This window comes from Streptomyces sp. NPDC041122 (assembly GCF_055592445.1).
Genome location: NZ_JBVIYQ010000008.1, coordinates 382175 through 401023 on the forward strand (window position 1 = coordinate 382175; position 18849 = coordinate 401023).

At 71.1% G+C, this 18849-nt stretch carries 17 protein-coding genes; 16 read left to right on the forward strand and 1 reads right to left on the reverse strand.

Annotation, left to right across the window (positions count from 1 at the left end; all coding sequences use genetic code 11):
* Positions 1 to 13 precede the first annotated feature (13 nt).
* Together efp and nusB are read left to right on the forward strand one after the other, a co-directional pair.
* On the forward strand, positions 14 to 580 hold the full coding sequence (efp, locus tag ACZ6B8_RS28440) for an elongation factor P (RefSeq protein WP_471081023.1): 567 nt from the start codon (positions 14 to 16) through the stop codon (positions 578 to 580).
* Between the two features lie 2 nt (positions 581 to 582).
* A complete protein-coding gene (nusB, locus tag ACZ6B8_RS28445) occupies positions 583 to 1017 on the forward strand; it encodes a transcription antitermination factor NusB (RefSeq protein WP_361168907.1) in 435 nt (144 codons plus the stop codon).
* A 234-nt stretch (positions 1018 to 1251) separates the two neighbouring features.
* Here the strand turns inward: nusB and bldD are convergent, their stop codons facing one another.
* A complete protein-coding gene (bldD, locus tag ACZ6B8_RS28450) occupies positions 1252 to 1752 on the reverse strand; it encodes a transcriptional regulator BldD (protein ID WP_030787240.1) in 501 nt (166 codons plus the stop codon).
* A 225-nt stretch (positions 1753 to 1977) separates the two neighbouring features.
* Here bldD and pyrR point away from each other — a divergent pair, with 225 nt between their 5' ends.
* The 14 genes from pyrR (at position 1978) to ACZ6B8_RS28520 (ending at position 18749) form a co-directional block, all read left to right on the forward strand.
* A complete protein-coding gene (gene pyrR, locus ACZ6B8_RS28455) occupies positions 1978 to 2550 on the forward strand; it encodes a bifunctional pyr operon transcriptional regulator/uracil phosphoribosyltransferase PyrR (protein WP_471609106.1) in 573 nt (190 codons plus the stop codon).
* Between the two features lie 87 nt (positions 2551 to 2637).
* The gene (locus ACZ6B8_RS28460; protein WP_471081029.1) at positions 2638 to 3624 is read left to right on the forward strand and encodes an aspartate carbamoyltransferase catalytic subunit; all 987 of its coding nucleotides are present in this window, start codon (positions 2638 to 2640) and stop codon (positions 3622 to 3624) included.
* Positions 3625 to 3626: 2 nt separating this feature from the next.
* A complete protein-coding gene (locus ACZ6B8_RS28465) occupies positions 3627 to 4913 on the forward strand; it encodes a dihydroorotase (protein ID WP_471609107.1) in 1287 nt (428 codons plus the stop codon).
* Positions 4910 to 5482 (forward strand): PH-like domain-containing protein, encoded by a 573-nt coding sequence (locus ACZ6B8_RS28470; protein ID WP_471081035.1) that lies wholly within the window; start codon positions 4910 to 4912, stop codon positions 5480 to 5482. The genes ACZ6B8_RS28465 and ACZ6B8_RS28470 overlap by 4 nt, the downstream gene beginning before the upstream one ends.
* Entirely contained in the window at positions 5479 to 6651 is a 1173-nt protein-coding gene (gene carA, locus ACZ6B8_RS28475) for a glutamine-hydrolyzing carbamoyl-phosphate synthase small subunit (protein ID WP_471081037.1), read from the forward strand. The genes ACZ6B8_RS28470 and carA overlap by 4 nt, the downstream gene beginning before the upstream one ends.
* Positions 6644 to 9952 carry a carbamoyl-phosphate synthase large subunit gene (gene carB / locus ACZ6B8_RS28480; protein WP_471081039.1) on the forward strand — a complete coding sequence of 1103 codons (3309 nt, stop codon included), beginning with the start codon at positions 6644 to 6646 and terminating at the stop codon, positions 9950 to 9952. The genes carA and carB overlap by 8 nt, the downstream gene beginning before the upstream one ends.
* A 65-nt stretch (positions 9953 to 10017) precedes the next feature.
* Entirely contained in the window at positions 10018 to 11124 is a 1107-nt protein-coding gene (locus ACZ6B8_RS28485) for a quinone-dependent dihydroorotate dehydrogenase (protein WP_471081042.1), read from the forward strand.
* Positions 11121 to 11966 carry an orotidine-5'-phosphate decarboxylase gene (gene pyrF / locus ACZ6B8_RS28490; RefSeq protein ID WP_471081045.1) on the forward strand — a complete coding sequence of 282 codons (846 nt, stop codon included), beginning with the start codon at positions 11121 to 11123 and terminating at the stop codon, positions 11964 to 11966. Before ACZ6B8_RS28485 ends, pyrF begins: the two co-directional genes overlap by 4 nt.
* A gap of 301 nt (positions 11967 to 12267) precedes the next feature.
* Complete coding sequence (locus tag ACZ6B8_RS28495; protein ID WP_055564204.1) at positions 12268 to 12594, forward strand: integration host factor; 327 nt, start codon at positions 12268 to 12270, stop codon at positions 12592 to 12594.
* Between the two features lie 38 nt (positions 12595 to 12632).
* Positions 12633 to 13226, forward strand: coding sequence for a guanylate kinase (gmk, locus tag ACZ6B8_RS28500; protein WP_355818942.1), 594 nt, complete (start codon positions 12633 to 12635; stop codon positions 13224 to 13226).
* Between the two features lie 60 nt (positions 13227 to 13286).
* The gene (gene rpoZ / locus ACZ6B8_RS28505; protein ID WP_005319902.1) at positions 13287 to 13559 is read left to right on the forward strand and encodes a DNA-directed RNA polymerase subunit omega; all 273 of its coding nucleotides are present in this window, start codon (positions 13287 to 13289) and stop codon (positions 13557 to 13559) included.
* A gap of 57 nt (positions 13560 to 13616) precedes the next feature.
* On the forward strand, positions 13617 to 14873 hold the full coding sequence (gene coaBC / locus ACZ6B8_RS28510) for a bifunctional phosphopantothenoylcysteine decarboxylase/phosphopantothenate--cysteine ligase CoaBC (protein WP_471609108.1): 1257 nt from the start codon (positions 13617 to 13619) through the stop codon (positions 14871 to 14873).
* Positions 14874 to 15269: 396 nt separating this feature from the next.
* Positions 15270 to 16478, forward strand: a complete 1209-nt coding sequence (gene metK, locus ACZ6B8_RS28515) for a methionine adenosyltransferase (protein WP_471609109.1) — start codon at positions 15270 to 15272, stop codon at positions 16476 to 16478.
* 102 nt (positions 16479 to 16580) lie between these two features.
* A complete protein-coding gene (locus tag ACZ6B8_RS28520) occupies positions 16581 to 18749 on the forward strand; it encodes a primosomal protein N' (RefSeq protein ID WP_471609110.1) in 2169 nt (722 codons plus the stop codon).
* The last annotated feature ends 100 nt before the right edge of the window (positions 18750 to 18849 follow it).

Here is an 18849-nt window from a genome sequence, read left to right on the forward strand (position 1 = left end):
AGATTCCGCAACCGTGGCTTCCACGAACGACCTCAAGAACGGCCTGGTGCTCAAGCTCGAAGGCGGCCAGCTCTGGTCCGTCGTCGAGTTCCAGCACGTCAAGCCCGGCAAGGGCCCGGCCTTCGTGCGCACCAAGCTCAAGAACGTGCTCTCCGGCAAGGTCGTCGACAAGACGTTCAACGCCGGCGTCAAGGTCGACACGGCCACGATCGACAAGCGCGACATGCAGTTCTCCTACATGGACGGCGACTACTTCGTCTTCATGGACATGGAGACGTACGACCAGCTGCACGTCGACAAGAAGGCCGTCGGCGACGCCGCCAACTTCCTGATCGAGGGCTTCACCGCCTCCGTCGCGCAGCACGAGGGCGAGGTGCTCTACGTGGAGCTGCCGGCCGCCGTCGAGCTCACCATCCAGGAGACCGAGCCGGGCGTCCAGGGCGACCGCTCCACCGGTGGCACCAAGCCCGCCATCCTGGAGACCGGCCACCAGATCCAGGTGCCGCTCTTCATCACCACGGGCGAGAAGATCAAGGTCGACACCCGTGACAGCGGCTACCTCGGCCGGGTGAACAGCTAACCGTGGCTGCTCGTAACACGGCCCGCAAGCGCGCCTTCCAGATCCTCTTCGAGGCAGACCAGCGCGGTACCGACGTCCTGACGGTCCTCGCGGACTGGGTGCGCCACTCGCGGTCCGACACCCGGCAGCCGCCGGTGAGCGAGTACACGATGGAGCTCGTCGAGGGCTACGCCGAGCATGAGCGCCGCATCGACGAACTCATCGCCCAGTACGCCGTCGGGTGGACCCTGGACCGCATGCCGGTCGTCGACCGCAACATCCTGCGGCTCGGCGCCTACGAGCTCGTCTGGGTCGACGGGACGCCGGACGCCGTGGTGCTCGACGAGGCGGTCCAGCTCGCCAAGGAGTTCTCCACGGACGAGTCGCCGTCCTTCGTCAACGGCCTGCTCGGACGCTTCAAGGACCTGAAGCCGTCCCTGCGCCGGGACGAGGCGTAAGGCGTCGTCGTACGTCATCGGAGGGCCCGCAGCGATCCGCTGCGGGCCCTCCGATTTTTTCCCGTACCCGGCCCCCTTGAGGCGTGCGCCCTCCGTCGTGCGGAGAAAGGCGCCGGGGGCGAAACGCTCTCAGGGGCAAATGGGCCGGGAATACGAAAAACCGCCGGGGTGGCCGCGCCTTTCGGCTGCGGCCACCCCGGCGGCACGTTTCTTCTGATGTCGTCCGCGGCGGGATCAGACCTCTTCGTGGGCGACGGCCCGGCGGGCGTCCGCGTCCAGGACGCCCCAGCTGATCAGCTGCTCGGTCAGGACCGAGGGGGACTGGTCATAGATCACGGCGAGGGTGCGCAGATCGTCCTGACGGATCGAGAGCACCTTGCCGTTGTAGTCGCCGCGCTGGGACTGGATCGTCGCCGCGTAACGCTGCAGGGGGCCCGCCTTCTCCTGCGGGACGTGGGCGAGACGCTCCAGGTCGAGGACGAGCTTCGGCGGGGGCTCGGCGGCACCGCCGGGAGCCGTACCCGGAAGGAGCTCCTGCACCGGGACGCCGTAGAAGTCCGCCAGCTCGGCGAGGCGCTGCACGGTCACGGCACGGTCACCGCGCTCGTACGACCCCACGACGACCGCCTTCCAGCGTCCCTGGGACTTCTCCTCGACACCGTGGAGGGAAAGGCCCTGCTGGGTACGGATCGCGCGGAGCTTGGCCCCGAGCTGCTTGGCGTATTCGCTGGACATATAGCTCCCCGGACGCTGCGACAATCATGCGGCTCCGCCGCGTGGCTGGTAACTCACTGTGAGGTTACGCAGCGTTACTTGCCTGCGTCAAGCCGAATGGTCCTTACCGCCCCATCGGTGGAGCCCGATGACGTGCCAGGTCACAGGTGCTGGTACTGTGGATGGCGCAATTTCGACGTCCTTTAACGTCCGTCCTGTGAGGCGGAGAAGGAGGTCCGTTTTCATATGGACACGCAGGAACCGAAAGACTCCGCTGTCGCGCGCCCCGTGCTCGAGGGGCCCGACATCGCGCGGGTGCTGACCCGCATCGCCCACGAGATCGTCGAGCGCGCCAAGGGCGCCGACGACGTGGTTCTGCTCGGCATCCCCACCCGAGGCGTCTTCCTCGCCCGCCGGCTCGCCGAGAAGCTCGAAGAGATCACCGGACGCGCGATCCCGGTCGGCTCCCTCGACATCACCATGTACCGCGACGACCTGCGCATGCACCCGCCGCGCGCACTCGCCCGCACCGAGATCCCCGGTGACGGCGTCGACGGCCGCCTGGTCGTCCTCGTCGACGACGTGCTCTTCTCCGGCCGCACCATCCGCGCCGCCCTCGACGCGCTGAACGACATCGGGCGCCCGCGCGCGGTGCAGCTCGCCGTGCTCGTCGACCGCGGCCACCGCGAACTGCCCATCCGTGCCGACTACGTGGGCAAGAACCTCCCCACGTCGCTGCGGGAGACGGTCAAGGTGCAGCTCGCCGAGGAGGACGGCCGGGACGCCGTGCTGCTCGGCGCCAAGCCCGCCTCCGCCTAGCCGGACCCGTCTCCTCCCCCACGGGCCCGGGGCACACCCCTGCGCGCCCGCGCGCCCGCAGACCTCCACACACCGGAGTACACGCAGATGATGCGACACCTCATCTCGGCCGCCGACCTCTCCCGCGACGACGCCGTCCTCATCCTCGACACGGCCGAGGAGATGGCGCGCGTCGCCGACCGGCCGATCAAGAAGCTGCCCGCCCTGCGCGGCCGCACCGTGGTCAACCTCTTCTTCGAGGACTCCACGCGGACCCGGATCTCCTTCGAGGCGGCCGAGAAGCGCCTCTCCGCCGACGTCATCAACTTCGCCGCCAAGGGCTCCTCGGTCTCCAAGGGCGAGTCCCTCAAGGACACCGCGCAGACCCTGGAGGCGATGGGCGTCGACGCCGTCGTCATCCGGCACGGCGCCTCCGGCGCCCCCTACCGCCTGGCGACCTCCGGCTGGATCGACGCCGCCGTCATCAACGCCGGCGACGGCACCCACCAGCACCCCACCCAGGCCCTGCTCGACGCCTTCACCATGCGGCGCCGCCTCGTCGGCCCGGACGCCGGGCTCGGCCAGGACCTCGCGGGCCGGCACATCACCCTCGTCGGCGACATCCTGCACAGCCGCGTCGCCCGCTCCAACGTCGACCTGCTGCACACCCTCGGCGCCGAGGTCACCCTCGTCGCCCCGCCCACGCTGGTGCCGGTCGGTGTCGAGCAGTGGCCCTGTGAGGTCAGCTACGACCTCGACCGGGTGCTGCCCAAGTCCGACGCCGTGATGATGCTGCGCGTGCAGCGCGAGCGGATGAACGCCGCGTTCTTCCCCACCGAGCGCGAGTACTCGCGCCGCTACGGCCTGGACGGCGAGCGGATGGCGAAGATGCCCGAGCACGCCATCGTCATGCACCCGGGACCGATGGTCCGCGGCATGGAGATCACCGCCGAGGTCGCCGACTCCGACCGCTGCACGGTCGTCGAGCAGGTCGCCAACGGCGTCTCCATCCGCATGGCCGTCCTCTACCTGCTGCTGGGCGGCAACGAACCCGCCGTCACCCACACCCGCCCCACCGATTCGGAGACCAAGTAACCATGAGCAAGATCCTGATCCGCGGTGCGAAGGTGCTCGGTGGCGAGGCGCGGGACGTCCTGATCGACGGCGGGACCATCGAGGCCGTCGGCACGGACCTCTCCGCCGAGGGCGCCGACGTCGTCGAGGCCGGCGGCAAGGTCCTCCTGCCGGGCCTCGTCGACCTCCACACCCATCTGCGGGAGCCGGGCCGCGAGGACTCCGAGACCGTCCTGACCGGCACCCGCGCCGCCGCCTCCGGCGGCTTCACCGCCGTCTTCGCCATGGCCAACACCTTCCCGGTCGCCGACACCGCCGGCGTCGTCGAGCAGGTCTACCGGCTCGGCAAGGAGTCCGGGTACTGCGACGTGCAGCCCATCGGCGCCGTCACCGTCGGCCTGGAGGGCAAGAAGCTCGCCGAGCTCGGCGCCATGCACGAGTCCGCCGCCGGGGTGACCGTCTTCTCCGACGACGGCAAGTGCGTCGACGACGCCGTGATCATGCGCCGCGCCCTGGAGTACGTGAAGGCCTTCGGCGGCGTCGTCGCCCAGCACGCGCAGGAGCCCCGCCTCACCGAGGGCGCCCAGATGAACGAGGGCGTTGTCTCCGCGGAGCTGGGCCTCGGCGGCTGGCCCGCCGTCGCCGAGGAGTCGATCATCGCGCGTGACGTGCTGCTCGCCGAGCACGTCGGGTCGCGGGTGCACATCTGCCACCTGTCGACCGCGGGCTCCGTGGAGATCGTCCGCTGGGCCAAGTCGCGCGGCATCGACGTCACCGCCGAGGTCACCCCGCACCACCTCCTCCTCACGGATGAGCTGGTCCGCTCCTACAACCCCGTCTACAAGGTCAACCCGCCGCTGCGCACCGAGCGCGACGTCATGGCGCTGCGCGAGGCCCTCGCCGACGGCACCATCGACATCGTCGCCACCGACCACGCCCCGCACCCGCACGAGGACAAGGACTGCGAGTGGGCCGCGGCGGCCATGGGCATGGTCGGCCTGGAGACCGCGCTCTCCGTCGTCCAGCAGACGATGGTCGAGACCGGCCTGCTGACCTGGGAAGCCGTCGCCGACCGGATGTCCTTCAAGCCCGCGCAGATCGGCGGGGCCACCGGCCACGGCCGCCCCGTCTCGGCAGGTGAGCCCGCGAACCTCGTCTTGGTCGACGCCGATTACCGTGGGGCAGTGGACCCCGCGGGCTTCGCCTCGCGCAGCCGCAACACTCCCTACGAGGGCCGTGAGCTGCCGGGCCGCGTCACGCACACGTGGCTCCGGGGTCGGGCCACGCTCGTCGACGGGAAGCTCACGTGACATCACTCCTGGAACTGGCCGCCGAGAAGGAATCGGCGGAAGTGACCGACTGGGCCGCACGGCTCGGCTGGGTCGTCGGTCTGCTGCTCTTCATCGCGCTCGTCTACTGGCTGATGCGCGAGGGCTGGAAGTGGCGCGGCACGCTCCAGGGCGACCTGCCCGAGCTGCCCGCCGCGCCGACCGAGCCGGGTCCGGCGAGACTTGAGCTGAGCGGCCGCTACCACGGCTCCACCACGGCGGGACAGTGGCTCGACCGCATCGTGGCGCACGGCCTGGGCACCCGCAGCCGTGTCGAGCTGACGCTCACCGACGCGGGCCTGGACGTCGTACGCCCCGGCGCGCACGACTTCTTCATCCCGGCCGCACAGCTGCGCGAAGCCCGCCTCGACAAGGGCATCGCCGGAAAGGTCCTCACCGAGGGCGGTCTGCTGATCGTCACGTGGGAACACGGCGGCAAGCTCCTCGACTCCGGTTTCCGCTCGGACCACGCGGCCGAGCAGGCGGAGTGGGTCGAGACGCTCAACAACATGATCGACACGAACAGCACTACGGAAGGCACCGCACGATGACGACCTCCAATCAGGGGAGCCCCTCGAAGAGGACACAGGTGCTTTCCGCCGTACTCGTCCTGGAGGACGGCCGCGTCTTCCGCGGGCGCGCCTACGGGGCCGTGGGGGAGACCTTCGGCGAAGCGGTGTTCTCCACCGGCATGACCGGCTACCAGGAGACCCTCACCGACCCCTCGTACGCCCACCAGATCGTGGTCGCCACCGCTCCCCAGATCGGCAACACGGGCTGGAACGACGAGGACGACGAGTCGGCCCGCATCTGGGTCTCCGGCTACGTGGTCCGCGACCCCGCCCGCATCCCCTCCAACTGGCGCTCCGCCCGCCCGCTCGACGACGAGCTGGTGCGCCAGGGCGTCGTCGGTATCTCCGGCATCGACACCCGCGCCCTCACCCGCCACCTGCGCGAGCGCGGCTCCATGCGCTCCGGCATCTTCTCCGGCGAGACGCTCCCGTCCGACGCCGAGCTCGTCGAGCGCGTCAAGGCGCAGCCCTCGATGAAGGGCCTGAGCCTGTACGAGGAGGTCGCCACCAAGGAGGCCTACGTGGTCCCCGCGGTCGGCGAGAAGAAGTTCACCGTCGCCGCCATCGACCTCGGCATCAAGGGCATGACCCCGCACCGCATGGCCGAGCGCGGCATCGAGGTGCACGTGCTGCCCGCCACCGCCACCGAGGAGGACGTGTACGCCGTCGCCCCCGACGGTGTCTTCTTCTCCAACGGCCCCGGCGACCCGGCCACCGCCGAAGGACCGGTCGCGCTGATGACCGCCGTCCTCAAGCGGAAGACCCCGCTCTTCGGCATCTGCTTCGGCAACCAGATCCTCGGCCGCGCCCTCGGCTTCGGCACGTACAAGCTGAAGTACGGCCACCGCGGCATCAACCAGCCGGTGCAGGACCGCACCACCGGCAAGGTCGAGGTCACCGCGCACAACCACGGGTTCGCCGTGGACGCGCCGCTGGACAAGGTCAGCGACACCCCCTTCGGCCGCGCCGAGGTCTCCCACGTCTGCCTGAACGACCAGGTCGTCGAGGGTCTCCAGCTGCTCGACCAGCCGGCCTTCTCCGTCCAGTACCACCCCGAGGCGGCTGCGGGCCCGCACGACGCCGCGTATCTGTTCGACCGCTTCACGTCTTTGATGAACACCGCTTCGATGGAGGGCCAGCGTGCCTAAGCGCACCGATATCCAGTCCGTCCTGGTCATCGGCTCCGGCCCGATCGTCATCGGCCAGGCCGCCGAGTTCGACTACTCCGGCACCCAGGCGTGCCGCGTCCTCAAGTCCGAGGGCCTGCGCGTCATCCTCGTCAACTCCAACCCCGCGACGATCATGACCGACCCGGAGATCGCCGACGCCACGTACGTCGAGCCGATCACCCCCGAGTTCGTCGAGAAGATCATCGCCAAGGAGCGCCCCGACGCGCTCCTGCCCACCCTGGGCGGCCAGACGGCCCTCAACACGGCGATCTCCATGCACGAGCAGGGCGTGCTGGAGAAGTACGGCGTGGAGCTCATCGGCGCCAACGTCGAGGCCATCAACAAGGGCGAGGACCGCGACCTCTTCAAGGGCGTCGTCGAAGAGGTCAAGAAGAAGATCGGGCACGGCGAGTCCGCCCGCTCCTACATCTGCCACTCCATGGACGACGTCCTCAAGGGCGTCGACGAGCTCGGCGGCTACCCCGTCGTCGTGCGCCCCTCCTTCACCATGGGCGGCGCCGGCTCCGGCTTCGCGCACGACGAGGAGGAGCTGCGCCGCATCGCAGGCCAGGGCCTCACCCTCTCGCCGACCACCGAGGTGCTCCTTGAGGAGTCCATCCTCGGCTGGAAGGAGTACGAGCTGGAGCTGATGCGCGACAAGAACGACAACGTCGTGGTCGTCTGCTCCATCGAGAACTTCGACCCGATGGGCGTGCACACCGGTGACTCGATCACCGTCGCCCCGTCGATGACCCTGACCGACCGCGAGTACCAGATCCTGCGCGACGTCGGCATCGCGATCATCCGCGAGGTCGGTGTCGACACCGGCGGCTGCAACATCCAGTTCGCGGTGAACCCCGAGGACGGCCGGGTCATCGTCATCGAGATGAACCCCCGTGTCTCGCGCTCCTCCGCCCTCGCCTCCAAGGCCACCGGCTTCCCGATCGCGAAGATCGCCGCGAAGCTGGCCGTCGGCTACACGCTGGACGAGATCCCGAACGACATCACCGAGAAGACCCCGGCCTCCTTCGAGCCGACCCTCGACTACGTCGTGGTCAAGGCCCCGCGCTTCGCCTTCGAGAAGTTCCCCTCGGCGGACTCGACCCTGACGACGACCATGAAGTCGGTCGGCGAGGCCATGGCCATCGGCCGCAACTTCACCGAGGCGCTGCAGAAGGCGCTGCGCTCGCTGGAGAAGAAGGGCTCGCAGTTCACCTTCGTCGGCGAGCCCGGCGACAAGACCGAGCTGCTCGCTGAGGCGATCCGGCCGACCGACGGCCGCATCAACTCCGTCATGCAGGCGATCCGGGCCGGCGCCACCCCCGAGGAGGTCTTCGACGCCACGAAGATCGACCCGTGGTTCGTCGACCAGCTCTTCCTGATCAAGGAGACCGCCGACGAGCTGGCCGCCGTCGAGCGCCTGGACGCCGGCCTGCTGGCCGAGGCCAAGCGGCACGGCTTCTCCGACGCCCAGATCGCCGAGATCCGCGGCCTGCGCGAGGACGTCGTACGCGAGGTCCGCCAGGCCCTCGGCGTCCGCCCGGTCTACAAGACGGTCGACACCTGCGCCGCCGAGTTCGCCGCGAAGACGCCGTACTTCTACTCCTCCTACGACGAGGAGTCCGAGGTCGCGCCCCGCGAGAAGCCCGCGGTCATCATCCTGGGCTCCGGCCCGAACCGCATCGGCCAGGGCATCGAGTTCGACTACTCCTGCGTCCACGCCTCCTTCGCGCTGAGCGAGGCGGGCTACGAGACCGTGATGGTCAACTGCAACCCCGAGACCGTCTCCACGGACTACGACACCTCCGACCGGCTCTACTTCGAGCCGCTCACCCTTGAGGACGTCCTGGAGATCGTGCACGCCGAGGCGCAGGCAGGACCGATCGCGGGCGTCATCGTCCAGCTCGGCGGCCAGACCCCGCTCGGCCTCGCGCAGGCGCTCAAGGACAACGGCGTGCCCGTCGTCGGCACCTCCCCGGAGGCCATCCACGCCGCCGAGGACCGCGGCGCCTTCGGCCGCGTGCTCGCCGAGGCCGGCCTGCCCGCGCCCAAGCACGGCACCGCCACCACCTTCGCCGAGGCCAAGGCCATCGCCGACGAGATCGGCTACCCGGTCCTGGTCCGCCCCTCGTACGTGCTCGGCGGGCGCGGCATGGAGATCGTCTACGACGAGACCCGGCTGTCCGCGTACATCGAGGAGTCGACCGAGATCAGCCCCTCGCGGCCGGTCCTCGTCGACCGCTTCCTCGACGACGCCATCGAGATCGACGTCGACGCGCTCTACGACGGCGAGGAGCTCTACCTCGGCGGCGTGATGGAGCACATCGAGGAGGCCGGCATCCACTCCGGCGACTCGGCGTGCGCGCTGCCCCCGATCACCCTCGGCGGCTTCGACATCAAGCGGCTGCGGGCCTCCACCGAGGGCATCGCCAAGGGCGTCGGCGTGCGTGGCCTCATCAACATCCAGTTCGCGATGGCGGGTGACATCCTCTACGTCCTGGAGGCCAACCCGCGCGCCTCGCGCACCGTCCCCTTCACCTCGAAGGCGACCGCGGTGCCGCTGGCCAAGGCCGCCGCGCGCATCTCGCTCGGCGCGACCGTCGCCGAGCTGCGCGCCGAGGGCATGCTCCCGGCCGTCGGCGACGGCGGCACGCTCCCGATGGACGCGCCGATCTCCGTCAAGGAGGCCGTCATGCCGTGGTCGCGCTTCCGCGACATCCACGGCCGCGGCGTCGACACCGTCCTCGGTCCGGAGATGCGCTCCACCGGCGAAGTCATGGGCATCGACTCGGTGTTCGGCACCGCGTACGCCAAGTCGCAGGCGGGCGCCTACGGTCCGCTGCCGACCAAGGGCCGCGCCTTCATCTCCGTCGCCAACCGCGACAAGCGCTCGATGATCTTCCCGGCGCGTGAACTGGTCGCGCACGGCTTCGAGTTGTTCGCCACGTCCGGCACGGCCGAGGTGCTCAAGCGCAACGGCATCAACGCCACGATCGTGCGCAAGCAGTCCGAGGGCGAGGGTCCGAACGGCGAGAAGACCATCGTCCAGCTCATCCACGACGGTGGCGTCGACCTCATCGTCAACACCCCGTACGGCACCGGCGGCCGTCTCGACGGCTACGAGATCCGCACGGCCGCCGTGTCGCGCTCCGTGCCGTGCCTGACGACGGTCCAGGCGCTCGCCGCGGCCGTCCAGGGCATCGACGCGCTGGGCCGCGGGGACGTGGGCGTCCGATCGCTCCAGGAACACGCGGAACACCTGACCGCGAACCGCGACTAGCAGCCCACAAGGGGGACACCGAGGACACGGTGTCCCCCTTCTGGTGAGCACACCTGAGGACCCACATGTACAAGCTGTTCTTCAACCTCGTCTTCAAGCGCATGGACCCGGAGCGGGCCCACTACGCGGCCTTCCGCTGGATCCGGCTCGCCGCCCGCGTCCCGGTCCTGCGCACCTTCGTCGCCGCCGTCCTGGCGCCGCGCCACAAGGAACTGCGCACCGAGGCCCTCGGGCTGCGGATGCACGGACCCTTCGGGCTCGCGGCCGGCTTCGACAAGAACGCCGTCGCGATCGATGGAATGTCGATGCTCGGCTTCGACCACATCGAGATCGGCACCGTCACGGGCGAGCCGCAGCCCGGCAACCCCAAGAAGCGGCTCTTCCGCCTCGTGCAGGACCGCGCGCTGATCAACCGCATGGGCTTCAACAACGAGGGCTCCGCGGCCGTGGCCGCCCGCCTGGGGGCCCGCAAGGCCGTCTTCAGGACGGTCGTCGGCGTGAACATCGGCAAGACCAAGGTCGTTCCCGAGGAGGAGGCCGCCGCCGACTACGTGAAGTCGACCGAGCGGCTCGCCCGGCACGCCGACTACCTCGTGGTCAACGTCTCCTCGCCGAACACCCCGGGACTGCGCAACCTCCAGGCCACCGAGTCGCTGCGGCCACTGCTGACCGCCGTGCGCGAGGCCGCCGACCGCAGCGTCGAGGGCCGCCGGGTCCCGCTGCTCGTCAAGATCGCCCCGGACCTGGCCGACGAGGACGTCGACGCGGTCGCCGACCTCGCCGTCGAGCTGGGCCTGGACGGCATCATCGCCACCAACACCACCATCGCGCGCGAGGGCCTCGGCCTGACCTCCGACCCGGCCCTCGTCAAGGAGACCGGCGGCCTGTCCGGCGCCCCCCTCAAGGACCGCTCCCTGGAGGTCCTGCGCCGCCTCTACGCGCGCGTGGGCGACCGGATCACGCTCGTGGGCGTCGGCGGCGTCGAGAACGCCGAGGACGCCTGGCAGCGCATCCTCGCGGGCGCCACCCTGGTCCAGGGCTACAGCGCCTTCATCTACGAAGGGCCCTTCTGGGGCCGCGCGATCCACAAGGGCCTCGCCGCACGCCTGCGCACCAGCCCGTACGCCACCCTCGCCGACGCGGTCGGCGCCGACGTGAGGAAGCCCGCATGAGCCCCTTCGAGCCCTTCGGCACGCGCCTGCGCCAGGCCATGGACGAGCGCGGTCCGCTCTGCGTCGGCATCGACCCGCACGCCTCCCTGCTGTCCGCCTGGGGCCTGACCGACGACATCGCGGGCCTGGAGCGGTTCACGCGGACCGTGGTGGAGGCACTGGCCGGTACCGTCGCCGTGGTCAAGCCGCAGAGCGCCTTCTTCGAGCGCTTCGGCTCGCGCGGCATCGCCGTCCTGGAGAAGGCGGTCGAGGAGGTCCGCGCGGCGGGCGCCCTGGTCGTCATGGACGCCAAGCGCGGCGACATCGGCTCGACCATGGCCGCGTACGCCGAGACCTTCCTGCACAAGGACTCGCCGCTGTTCAGCGACGCGCTCACCGTCTCGCCCTACCTGGGGTACGGCTCCTTGAAGCCGGCCGTCGACCTCGCCCGCGAGAACGGCGCCGGACTCTTCGTGCTCGCCCTCACCTCCAACCCCGAGGGCGCCGAGGTGCAGCACGCGGTCCGCGGGGACGGCCGCACGGTCGCGGCCACCGTCCTCGGCCACCTCGCCGCGGAGAACGCCGGGCAGACGCCGCTGGGCTCCTTCGGCGCGGTCGTCGGCGCGACGCTGGGCGACCTGTCCTCGTACGACCTCGGGATCAACGGCCCGCTGCTCGCCCCCGGCATCGGGGCGCAGGGCGCGACGCCCGCGGACCTTCCCGGCGTCTTCGGCGCCGCCGTGCGCAACGTGGTGCCGAACGTCAGCCGCGGCGTGCTCCGCCACGGACCCGACGTCACGGGCCTGCGGGACGCCGCGGAGCGCTTCGCGGACGAGATCAGGGCAGCCGTCGAAGCGGCCTGAGCGGGGCAACCCACCTCGCGCGCGCACTCCGTTGACGGCCCGCCGACAGTCCACCGGCCCAAATCCGGGGAGAAATGCCCGATATGTACGGCTCGACAGAGGCTGACCAGGACTTTTCGTCTGTTCTCGCTGACTCCGGCGGCCATGCCCGCTAGTCTCCGTCGAGTGGGGGGAACCCCCACACCCTGTAGTTAGTGGGGGGACGACGGGCAAGCGCGTTGCACGTTGCTCCCCAGGTGTGGGGCGACTAGGTTCCTCACCGGTCCGTATCCGACAGTTCGACATCCGAGGTGACGTAGGCGTGGCTCTTCCGCCCCTTACCCCTGAACAGCGCGCAGCCGCGCTCGAAAAGGCCGCCGCGGCTCGCCGGGAGCGGGCCGAGGTCAAGAATCGACTCAAGCACTCCGGCGCCTCGCTTCACGAGGTCATCAAGCAGGGTCAGGAGAACGATGTCATCGGCAAGATGAAGGTCTCCGCCCTCCTGGAGTCGCTGCCTGGCGTGGGCAAGGTCCGCGCCAAGCAGATCATGGAGCGTCTTGGCATCTCCGAGAGCCGCCGTGTGCGCGGTCTCGGCTCCAACCAGATCGCGTCGCTCGAGCGAGAGTTCGGTGGCGGTGCCGCCGGCTGATGTTCTCGGGCACTCCTGAGAACCTGGATAATCGCTGCATGGCTGCAACACCCCGGGGGACGTCCCCCGTACCCCCGGACGTACGTCCGCGGCTGACCGTGCTCTCCGGCCCCTCCGGGGTCGGCAAGAGCACGGTCGTCGCTCATATGCGCAAAGAACACCCAGAGGTCTGGCTCTCGGTCTCGGCCACCACCCGCAAGCCGCGGCCCGGTGAGAAGCACGGAGTCCAGTACTTCTTCGTCTCCGACGACGAGATGGACAAGCTCATCGCCAACGGCGAGCTGCTCGAGTGGGCCGAGTTCGCGGGCAACCGCTACGGCACCCCGCGCCGCGCCGTGCTCGACCGCCTGGAGGCCGGCGAGCCCGTCCTCCTGGAGATCGATCTGCAGGGCGCGCGCCTGGTGCGCGAGTCGATGCCCGAGGCGCAGCTGGTCTTCCTCGCCCCGCCGAGCTGGGAGGAGCTGGTCCGCCGGCTCACCGGCCGGGGGACCGAGGCGCCCGACGTGATCGAGCGCAGGCTCGCCGCCGCCAAGGTGGAGCTGGCCGCCGAGGCCGAGTTCGACACCACCCTGGTCAACACCTCCGTCGAGGACGTGGCGCGTGAGCTGCTAGCCTTGATGAAAGTTCTTTAGATCTACACCCGTGTCCTGACTCCGGTCTCGACATCACTTGACCCCATCGGAAGGCGAAGAGTGTCCTCTTCCATCACCGCGCCCGAGGGCATCATCAACCCGCCGATTGATGAGCTGCTCGAAGCCACCGACTCGAAGTACAGCCTCGTGATCTACGCCGCCAAGCGCGCGCGCCAGATCAACGCGTACTACTCGCAGCTCGGTGAGGGCCTCCTGGAGTACGTCGGCCCCCTGGTGGACACCCACGTCCACGAGAAGCCGCTCTCGATCGCGCTCCGCGAGATCAACGCCGGCCTGCTGACCTCCGAGGCCATCGAGGGCCCGGCCCAGTAAGCGGTTCGTACGTTCACCACAGGCCCGGCAGCACGGCTGCCGGGCCTGTGGTGTGTCATGGAGTCGTACGCATCCGAGTACGGATCCGAGTGCGGGGAGTCGAAGGCAGTGGCCGAGAAGCCGAAGGTAGTCCTGGGGGTCAGCGGTGGCATCGCCGCCTACAAGGCATGCGAGCTGCTGCGCCGGCTGACCGAGTCGGGCCATGACGTACGCGTCGTGCCGACCGCGTCCGCCCTGCACTTCGTCGGCGCGGCGACCTGGTCCGCGCTCTCCGGCCACCCCGTGTCCACCGAGGTCTGGTCCGACGTGCACGAGGTCCCGCACGTTCGCATCGGGCAGCACGCCGACCTCGTGATCGTCGCCCCCGCCACCGCCGACATGCTCGCCAAGGCGGCCCACGGCCTCGCGGACGACCTGCTCACGAACACGCTCCTGACCGCGCGATGTCCGGTGCTCTTCGCCCCGGCGATGCACACCGAGATGTGGGAGCACCCCGCCACCCAGGAGAACGTGGCCACCCTGCGCCGCCGCGGCGCGCTGGTCATCGAGCCCGCCGTCGGCCGCCTCACCGGCGTGGACACCGGCAAGGGCCGCTTCCCCGACCCCACCGAGATCTTCGAGGTCGTGCGCCGCGTCCTCGCGCACCCGGACCGGACCCGAGACCTCACCGGACGCCACGTCGTGGTCAGCGCGGGCGGCACCCGCGAGCCCCTCGACCCGGTCCGCTTCCTGGGCAACCGCTCCTCGGGCAAGCAGGGCTACGCGCTCGCCCGCAGCGCCGCCGCCCGCGGGGCCCGCGTCACGCTCGTCGCGGCCAACGCCGCGCTGCCCGACCCGGCCGGCGTCGACGTGGTGCCGGTCGGCACCGCCCTCCAGCTGCGCGACGCCGTCCTGAAGGCGGCGGCCGACGCCGACGCGGTCGTCATGGCGGCCGCCGTGGCCGACTTCCGCCCCGAGACGTACGCGACGGGGAAGATCAAGAAGAAGGACGGCCAGGAGCCGGCGCCCATCGCGCTGGTCCGCAACCCCGACATCCTCGCCGAGATCGCGGGGGACCGGCCGCGCCCGGGCCAGGTGGTCGTCGGCTTCGCCGCGGAGACGGACGACGTGCTGGCCAACGGCCGCGCCAAACTCGCCCGCAAGGGCTGCGACCTGCTGGTCGTCAACGAGGTCGGGGAGCGCAAGACGTTCGGCTCCGAGGAGAACGAGGCGGTCGTGCTCGGGGCGGACGGCAGCGAGACGGCGGTCCCGTACGGCCCCAAGGAAGCCCTCGCGGACACGGTGTGGGATCTGGTGGCGCAGCGGTTGTCCTGAAGCGAACGGCCGGATGGTGAGACAGAAGTCCCGCCATCTCACCATCCGGACAACCGGACGCCGTCATGACCGATTCCTGGACGCCGCTTTCGCCTGTTGGCGGAACTTGGCCACATTTCCGCGCGTCTCTTGACTGTGTCTCCGTGCGCGGTGCTCAATGTCATCTTCGCCCCGTCGGGCGCCTCAAACCCGGGAAAATCGGGTGCGGCGCCCCGCGGCGGAGACCGATCGTCGTACCGCGCAAAGCAGTGCCGCAGGTCACAGGGCTCCCAAGTGGCGAGACATGTGGTCCGGCGGCCGAGTGTGACCGATAAACTGGTCTCGGACGACGCCGGGCGCAGCTCCCGGCCGTCCGCCCATGATCAGCCAGCAGCCGCTGCAACCACAGGGAGCGATGTGTCCCGGCGCCTCTTCACCTCGGAGTCTGTGACCGAGGGTCACCCCGACAAGATCGCTGACCAGATCAGCGACACGATTCTCGACGCGCTTCTGCGGGAGGACCCGTCCTCCCGGGTCGCCGTGGAAACGCTGATCACCACCGGCCTCGTCCACGTGGCCGGCGAGGTCACGACGAAGGCGTACGCGCCGATCGCGCAGCTCGTGCGCGACAAGATCCTCGAGATCGGCTACGACTCCTCGAAGAAGGGCTTCGACGGCGCCTCCTGCGGCGTCTCGGTGTCCATCGGCTCGCAGTCCCCCGACATCGCGCAGGGCGTCGACACGGCGTACGAGAAGCGTGTCGAGGGCGACGAGGACGAGCTGGACAAGCAGGGCGCGGGCGACCAGGGCCTGATGTTCGGCTACGCCTGCGACGAGACCCCGGAGCTCATGCCGCTCCCGATCCACCTCGCGCACCGCCTCTCGCGCCGCCTCTCCGAGGTGCGCAAGAACGGCACGATCCCCTACCTGCGCCCCGACGGCAAGACCCAGGTCACCATCGAGTACGACGGCGACAAGGCCGTCCGCCTCGACACGGTCGTCGTCTCCTCGCAGCACGCGAGCGACATCGACCTGGACTCGCTCCTCGCGCCCGACATCCGCGAGTTCGTCGTGGAGCCCGAGCTGAAGGCGCTCGTCGAGGACGGCATCAAGCTGGACACCGACGGCTACCGCCTGCTGGTCAACCCGACCGGCCGCTTCGAGATCGGCGGCCCGATGGGCGACGCCGGCCTGACCGGCCGCAAGATCATCATCGACACCTACGGCGGCATGGCCCGCCACGGCGGCGGCGCCTTCTCGGGCAAGGACCCGTCCAAGGTCGACCGTTCCGCGGCGTACGCGATGCGCTGGGTCGCCAAGAACGTCGTCGCGGCCGGCCTCGCGGCCCGCTGCGAGGTCCAGGTCGCGTACGCGATCGGCAAGGCCGAGCCGGTGGGCCTCTTCGTGGAGACCTTCGGCACGGCCACGGTCGACACGGACAAGATCGAGACGGCCATCGCCGAGGTCTTCGACCTCCGTCCGGCCGCGATCATCCGCGACCTCGACCTGCTCCGCCCGATCTACTCGCAGACCGCGGCGTACGGCCACTTCGGCCGCGCGATCCCCGATTTGACGTGGGAGCGCACGGACCGCGTGGACGCGCTGCGGAGGGCGGCGGGGCTGTAGTTCCGGTTCCCGCAGGCTCTGTCGAGGCCCGGTACCCCTTGCGGGGTGCCGGGCCTCGGCGTTCTCCCTGCGGTGTCAGTGCGGTCTGGTAGGAATGCAGCTGTGAGCAGGGAGAACGAAGAGGCCGGGGCGGGGGGTGCCGAGGAGCCGGAGCAGCTTGCGCTCATTCGGGAGTCGGTGCGCAGGGCCAAGGTGCCGCGGGCCAAGCCGCGGACCTGGCGGGGGGCCGCGCTGGCCAAGGAGTTGCCCGTGGCGCGGGTGCTCGTCGACAAGGGTGTGCTGCACCTCGACCGGTACTTCGACTACGCCGTGCCCGAGGAGCTCGACGCGGTGGCCCAGCCGGGGGTCCGGGTCCGGGTGCGGTTCGGCGCCGGGGCGCGGAACGTGCGCGAGGGGCGGCGCGAAGGGGGCGGGCTGATCGACGGGTTCCTCGTCGAGCGGCGGGCCGAGAGCGACTACAGCGGGCCGCTGGCCGCGCTCGCCCAGGTCGTGTCGCCGGAGCCGGTGCTCGACCCCGGCCTCCTCGACCTCGCCCGGGCCGTCGCCGACCGGTACGCGGGCAGCCTCGCCGACGTCCTGCAGCTGGCGATCCCGCCCCGGCACGCGCGGGCGGAGGCGCGTCGGTCGCCCGCTCCGCCGGCCCCGCCGCCTCCGCCCGACCCGGGCAGCTGGCGGCGGTACGGGCACGGGCCGCGGTTCCTGGAGGCGCTGGCCTCGGGCGGTGCGCCGCGCGCCGTGTGGACCGCGCTGCCGGGGCCGCAGTGGGCGGAGGAGATCGCCCGCGCCGTCCAGGCCACGCTCGCCTCGGGGCGCGGCGCGCTCGTCGTCATACCGACCGGGCGTCCCGCCGCGCGCGTGGACGCCGCGCTCACCGAACTGCTCGGGGAGGGGCAGCACGCGCTGCTGACTGCCGACGCCGGGCAGGAGCGGCGCTATCAGGAGTGGCTCTCGGTCCGGCGCGGCGCCGTGCGGGCCGTCGTCGGCACCCGCGCCGCCATGTTCGCGCCCGTACGGGACTTGGGCCTCGTCGTCGTCTGGGACGACGGGGACTCCAACCACAGCGACGACAACGCGCCCTTCCCCCATGTGCGGGAGGTGCTGGAGCTGCGCGCCTCGCGGGACAAGTGCGGGTTCCTGCTGGGCGGCTGGAGCTGCACGGTGGAGGCCGCGCAGCTCGTCGAGAGCGGCTGGGCCGCGCCGCTCGCCGCCGACCGCGAGCAGGTGCGGGGCGCCGCGCCGCTGGTGCGGACCGTGGGCGACGGCGACCTCGCCCGGGACGAGGCGGCGCGCGCCGCCCGCCTGCCGACGCTGGCCTGGCGGGTGGCGCGGGAGGGGCTCAAACACGGGCCCGTCCTGGTGCAGGTGCCGCGGCGCGGCTATGTGCCACGGCTCGCCTGCGAGCGGTGCCGCGAGCCCGCGCGCTGCCGTCGTTGCGCCGGTCCGCTGGAGGCGCAGGACGGCGGGTCCGCCCTGCGGTGCGGCTGGTGCGGGATCGAGGAGGCCCAGTGGCACTGCGAGTCCTGCGGGGCGTTCCGGCTGCGCGCCCAGGTGGTGGGCGCTCGCAGGACGGCCGAGGAGCTGGGGCGGGCGTTCCCGGCGGTGCCGGTGCGCACCTCGGGGCGCGAGCAGGTCCTCGACACGGTGCCGGGGACGCCGGCGCTGGTGGTGAGCACGCCGGGGGCGGAGCCGGTCGCCGAGGGCGGTTACGCGGCCGCCCTGCTGCTCGACGGATGGGCCATGCTGGGGCGGCCCGACCTGCGCGCGGGGGAGGACGCGCTGCGCCGGTGGATCGCGGCCTCCTCGCTCGTCAGGCCGCAGGGCGCGGGCGGCACGGTGGTGGCCGTCGCCGAGCCGACGCTGCGCCCCGTCCAGGCCCTGGTGCGCTGGGACCCCGTGGGCCACGCGGTGCGGGAGCTCGCCGAGCGGGCCGAGCTGGGGTTCCCGCCGGTGTCCCGGATGGCGGCGGTCACCGGGGCGCCCGAGGCGCTCGCGGAGTTCCTGTCGGCGGCCGAACTGCCGGGCGACGCCGTGGTGTTGGGCCCGGTTCCGGTACGGGAGGCCGGCCCCGCACCCGCCCGCCGGGGCGGGGGCGCGGTGGCCGGGGAGCAGGCCGAGCGGGTGCTGATCCGGGTGCCGCCGGGGAGCGGCTCCGCGCTCGCGGCCTCGTTGAAGGTGGCGCAGGCCGCCCGGATGGCCCGGGGCGCGAGGGGGGCCAAGGAGGCCGGGGGCGAGGCGGTACGGATCCGCGTCGACCCGCCGGACATCGGCTGACGCGGGCCCGGCCGGACGGAGTTGGGGGCCGCCGTGTCACCGCCGTGCGCCCCCCCCGTGGCTCTACGCCCGTACGCCCGTGGAACACGGAGCTGCCCCC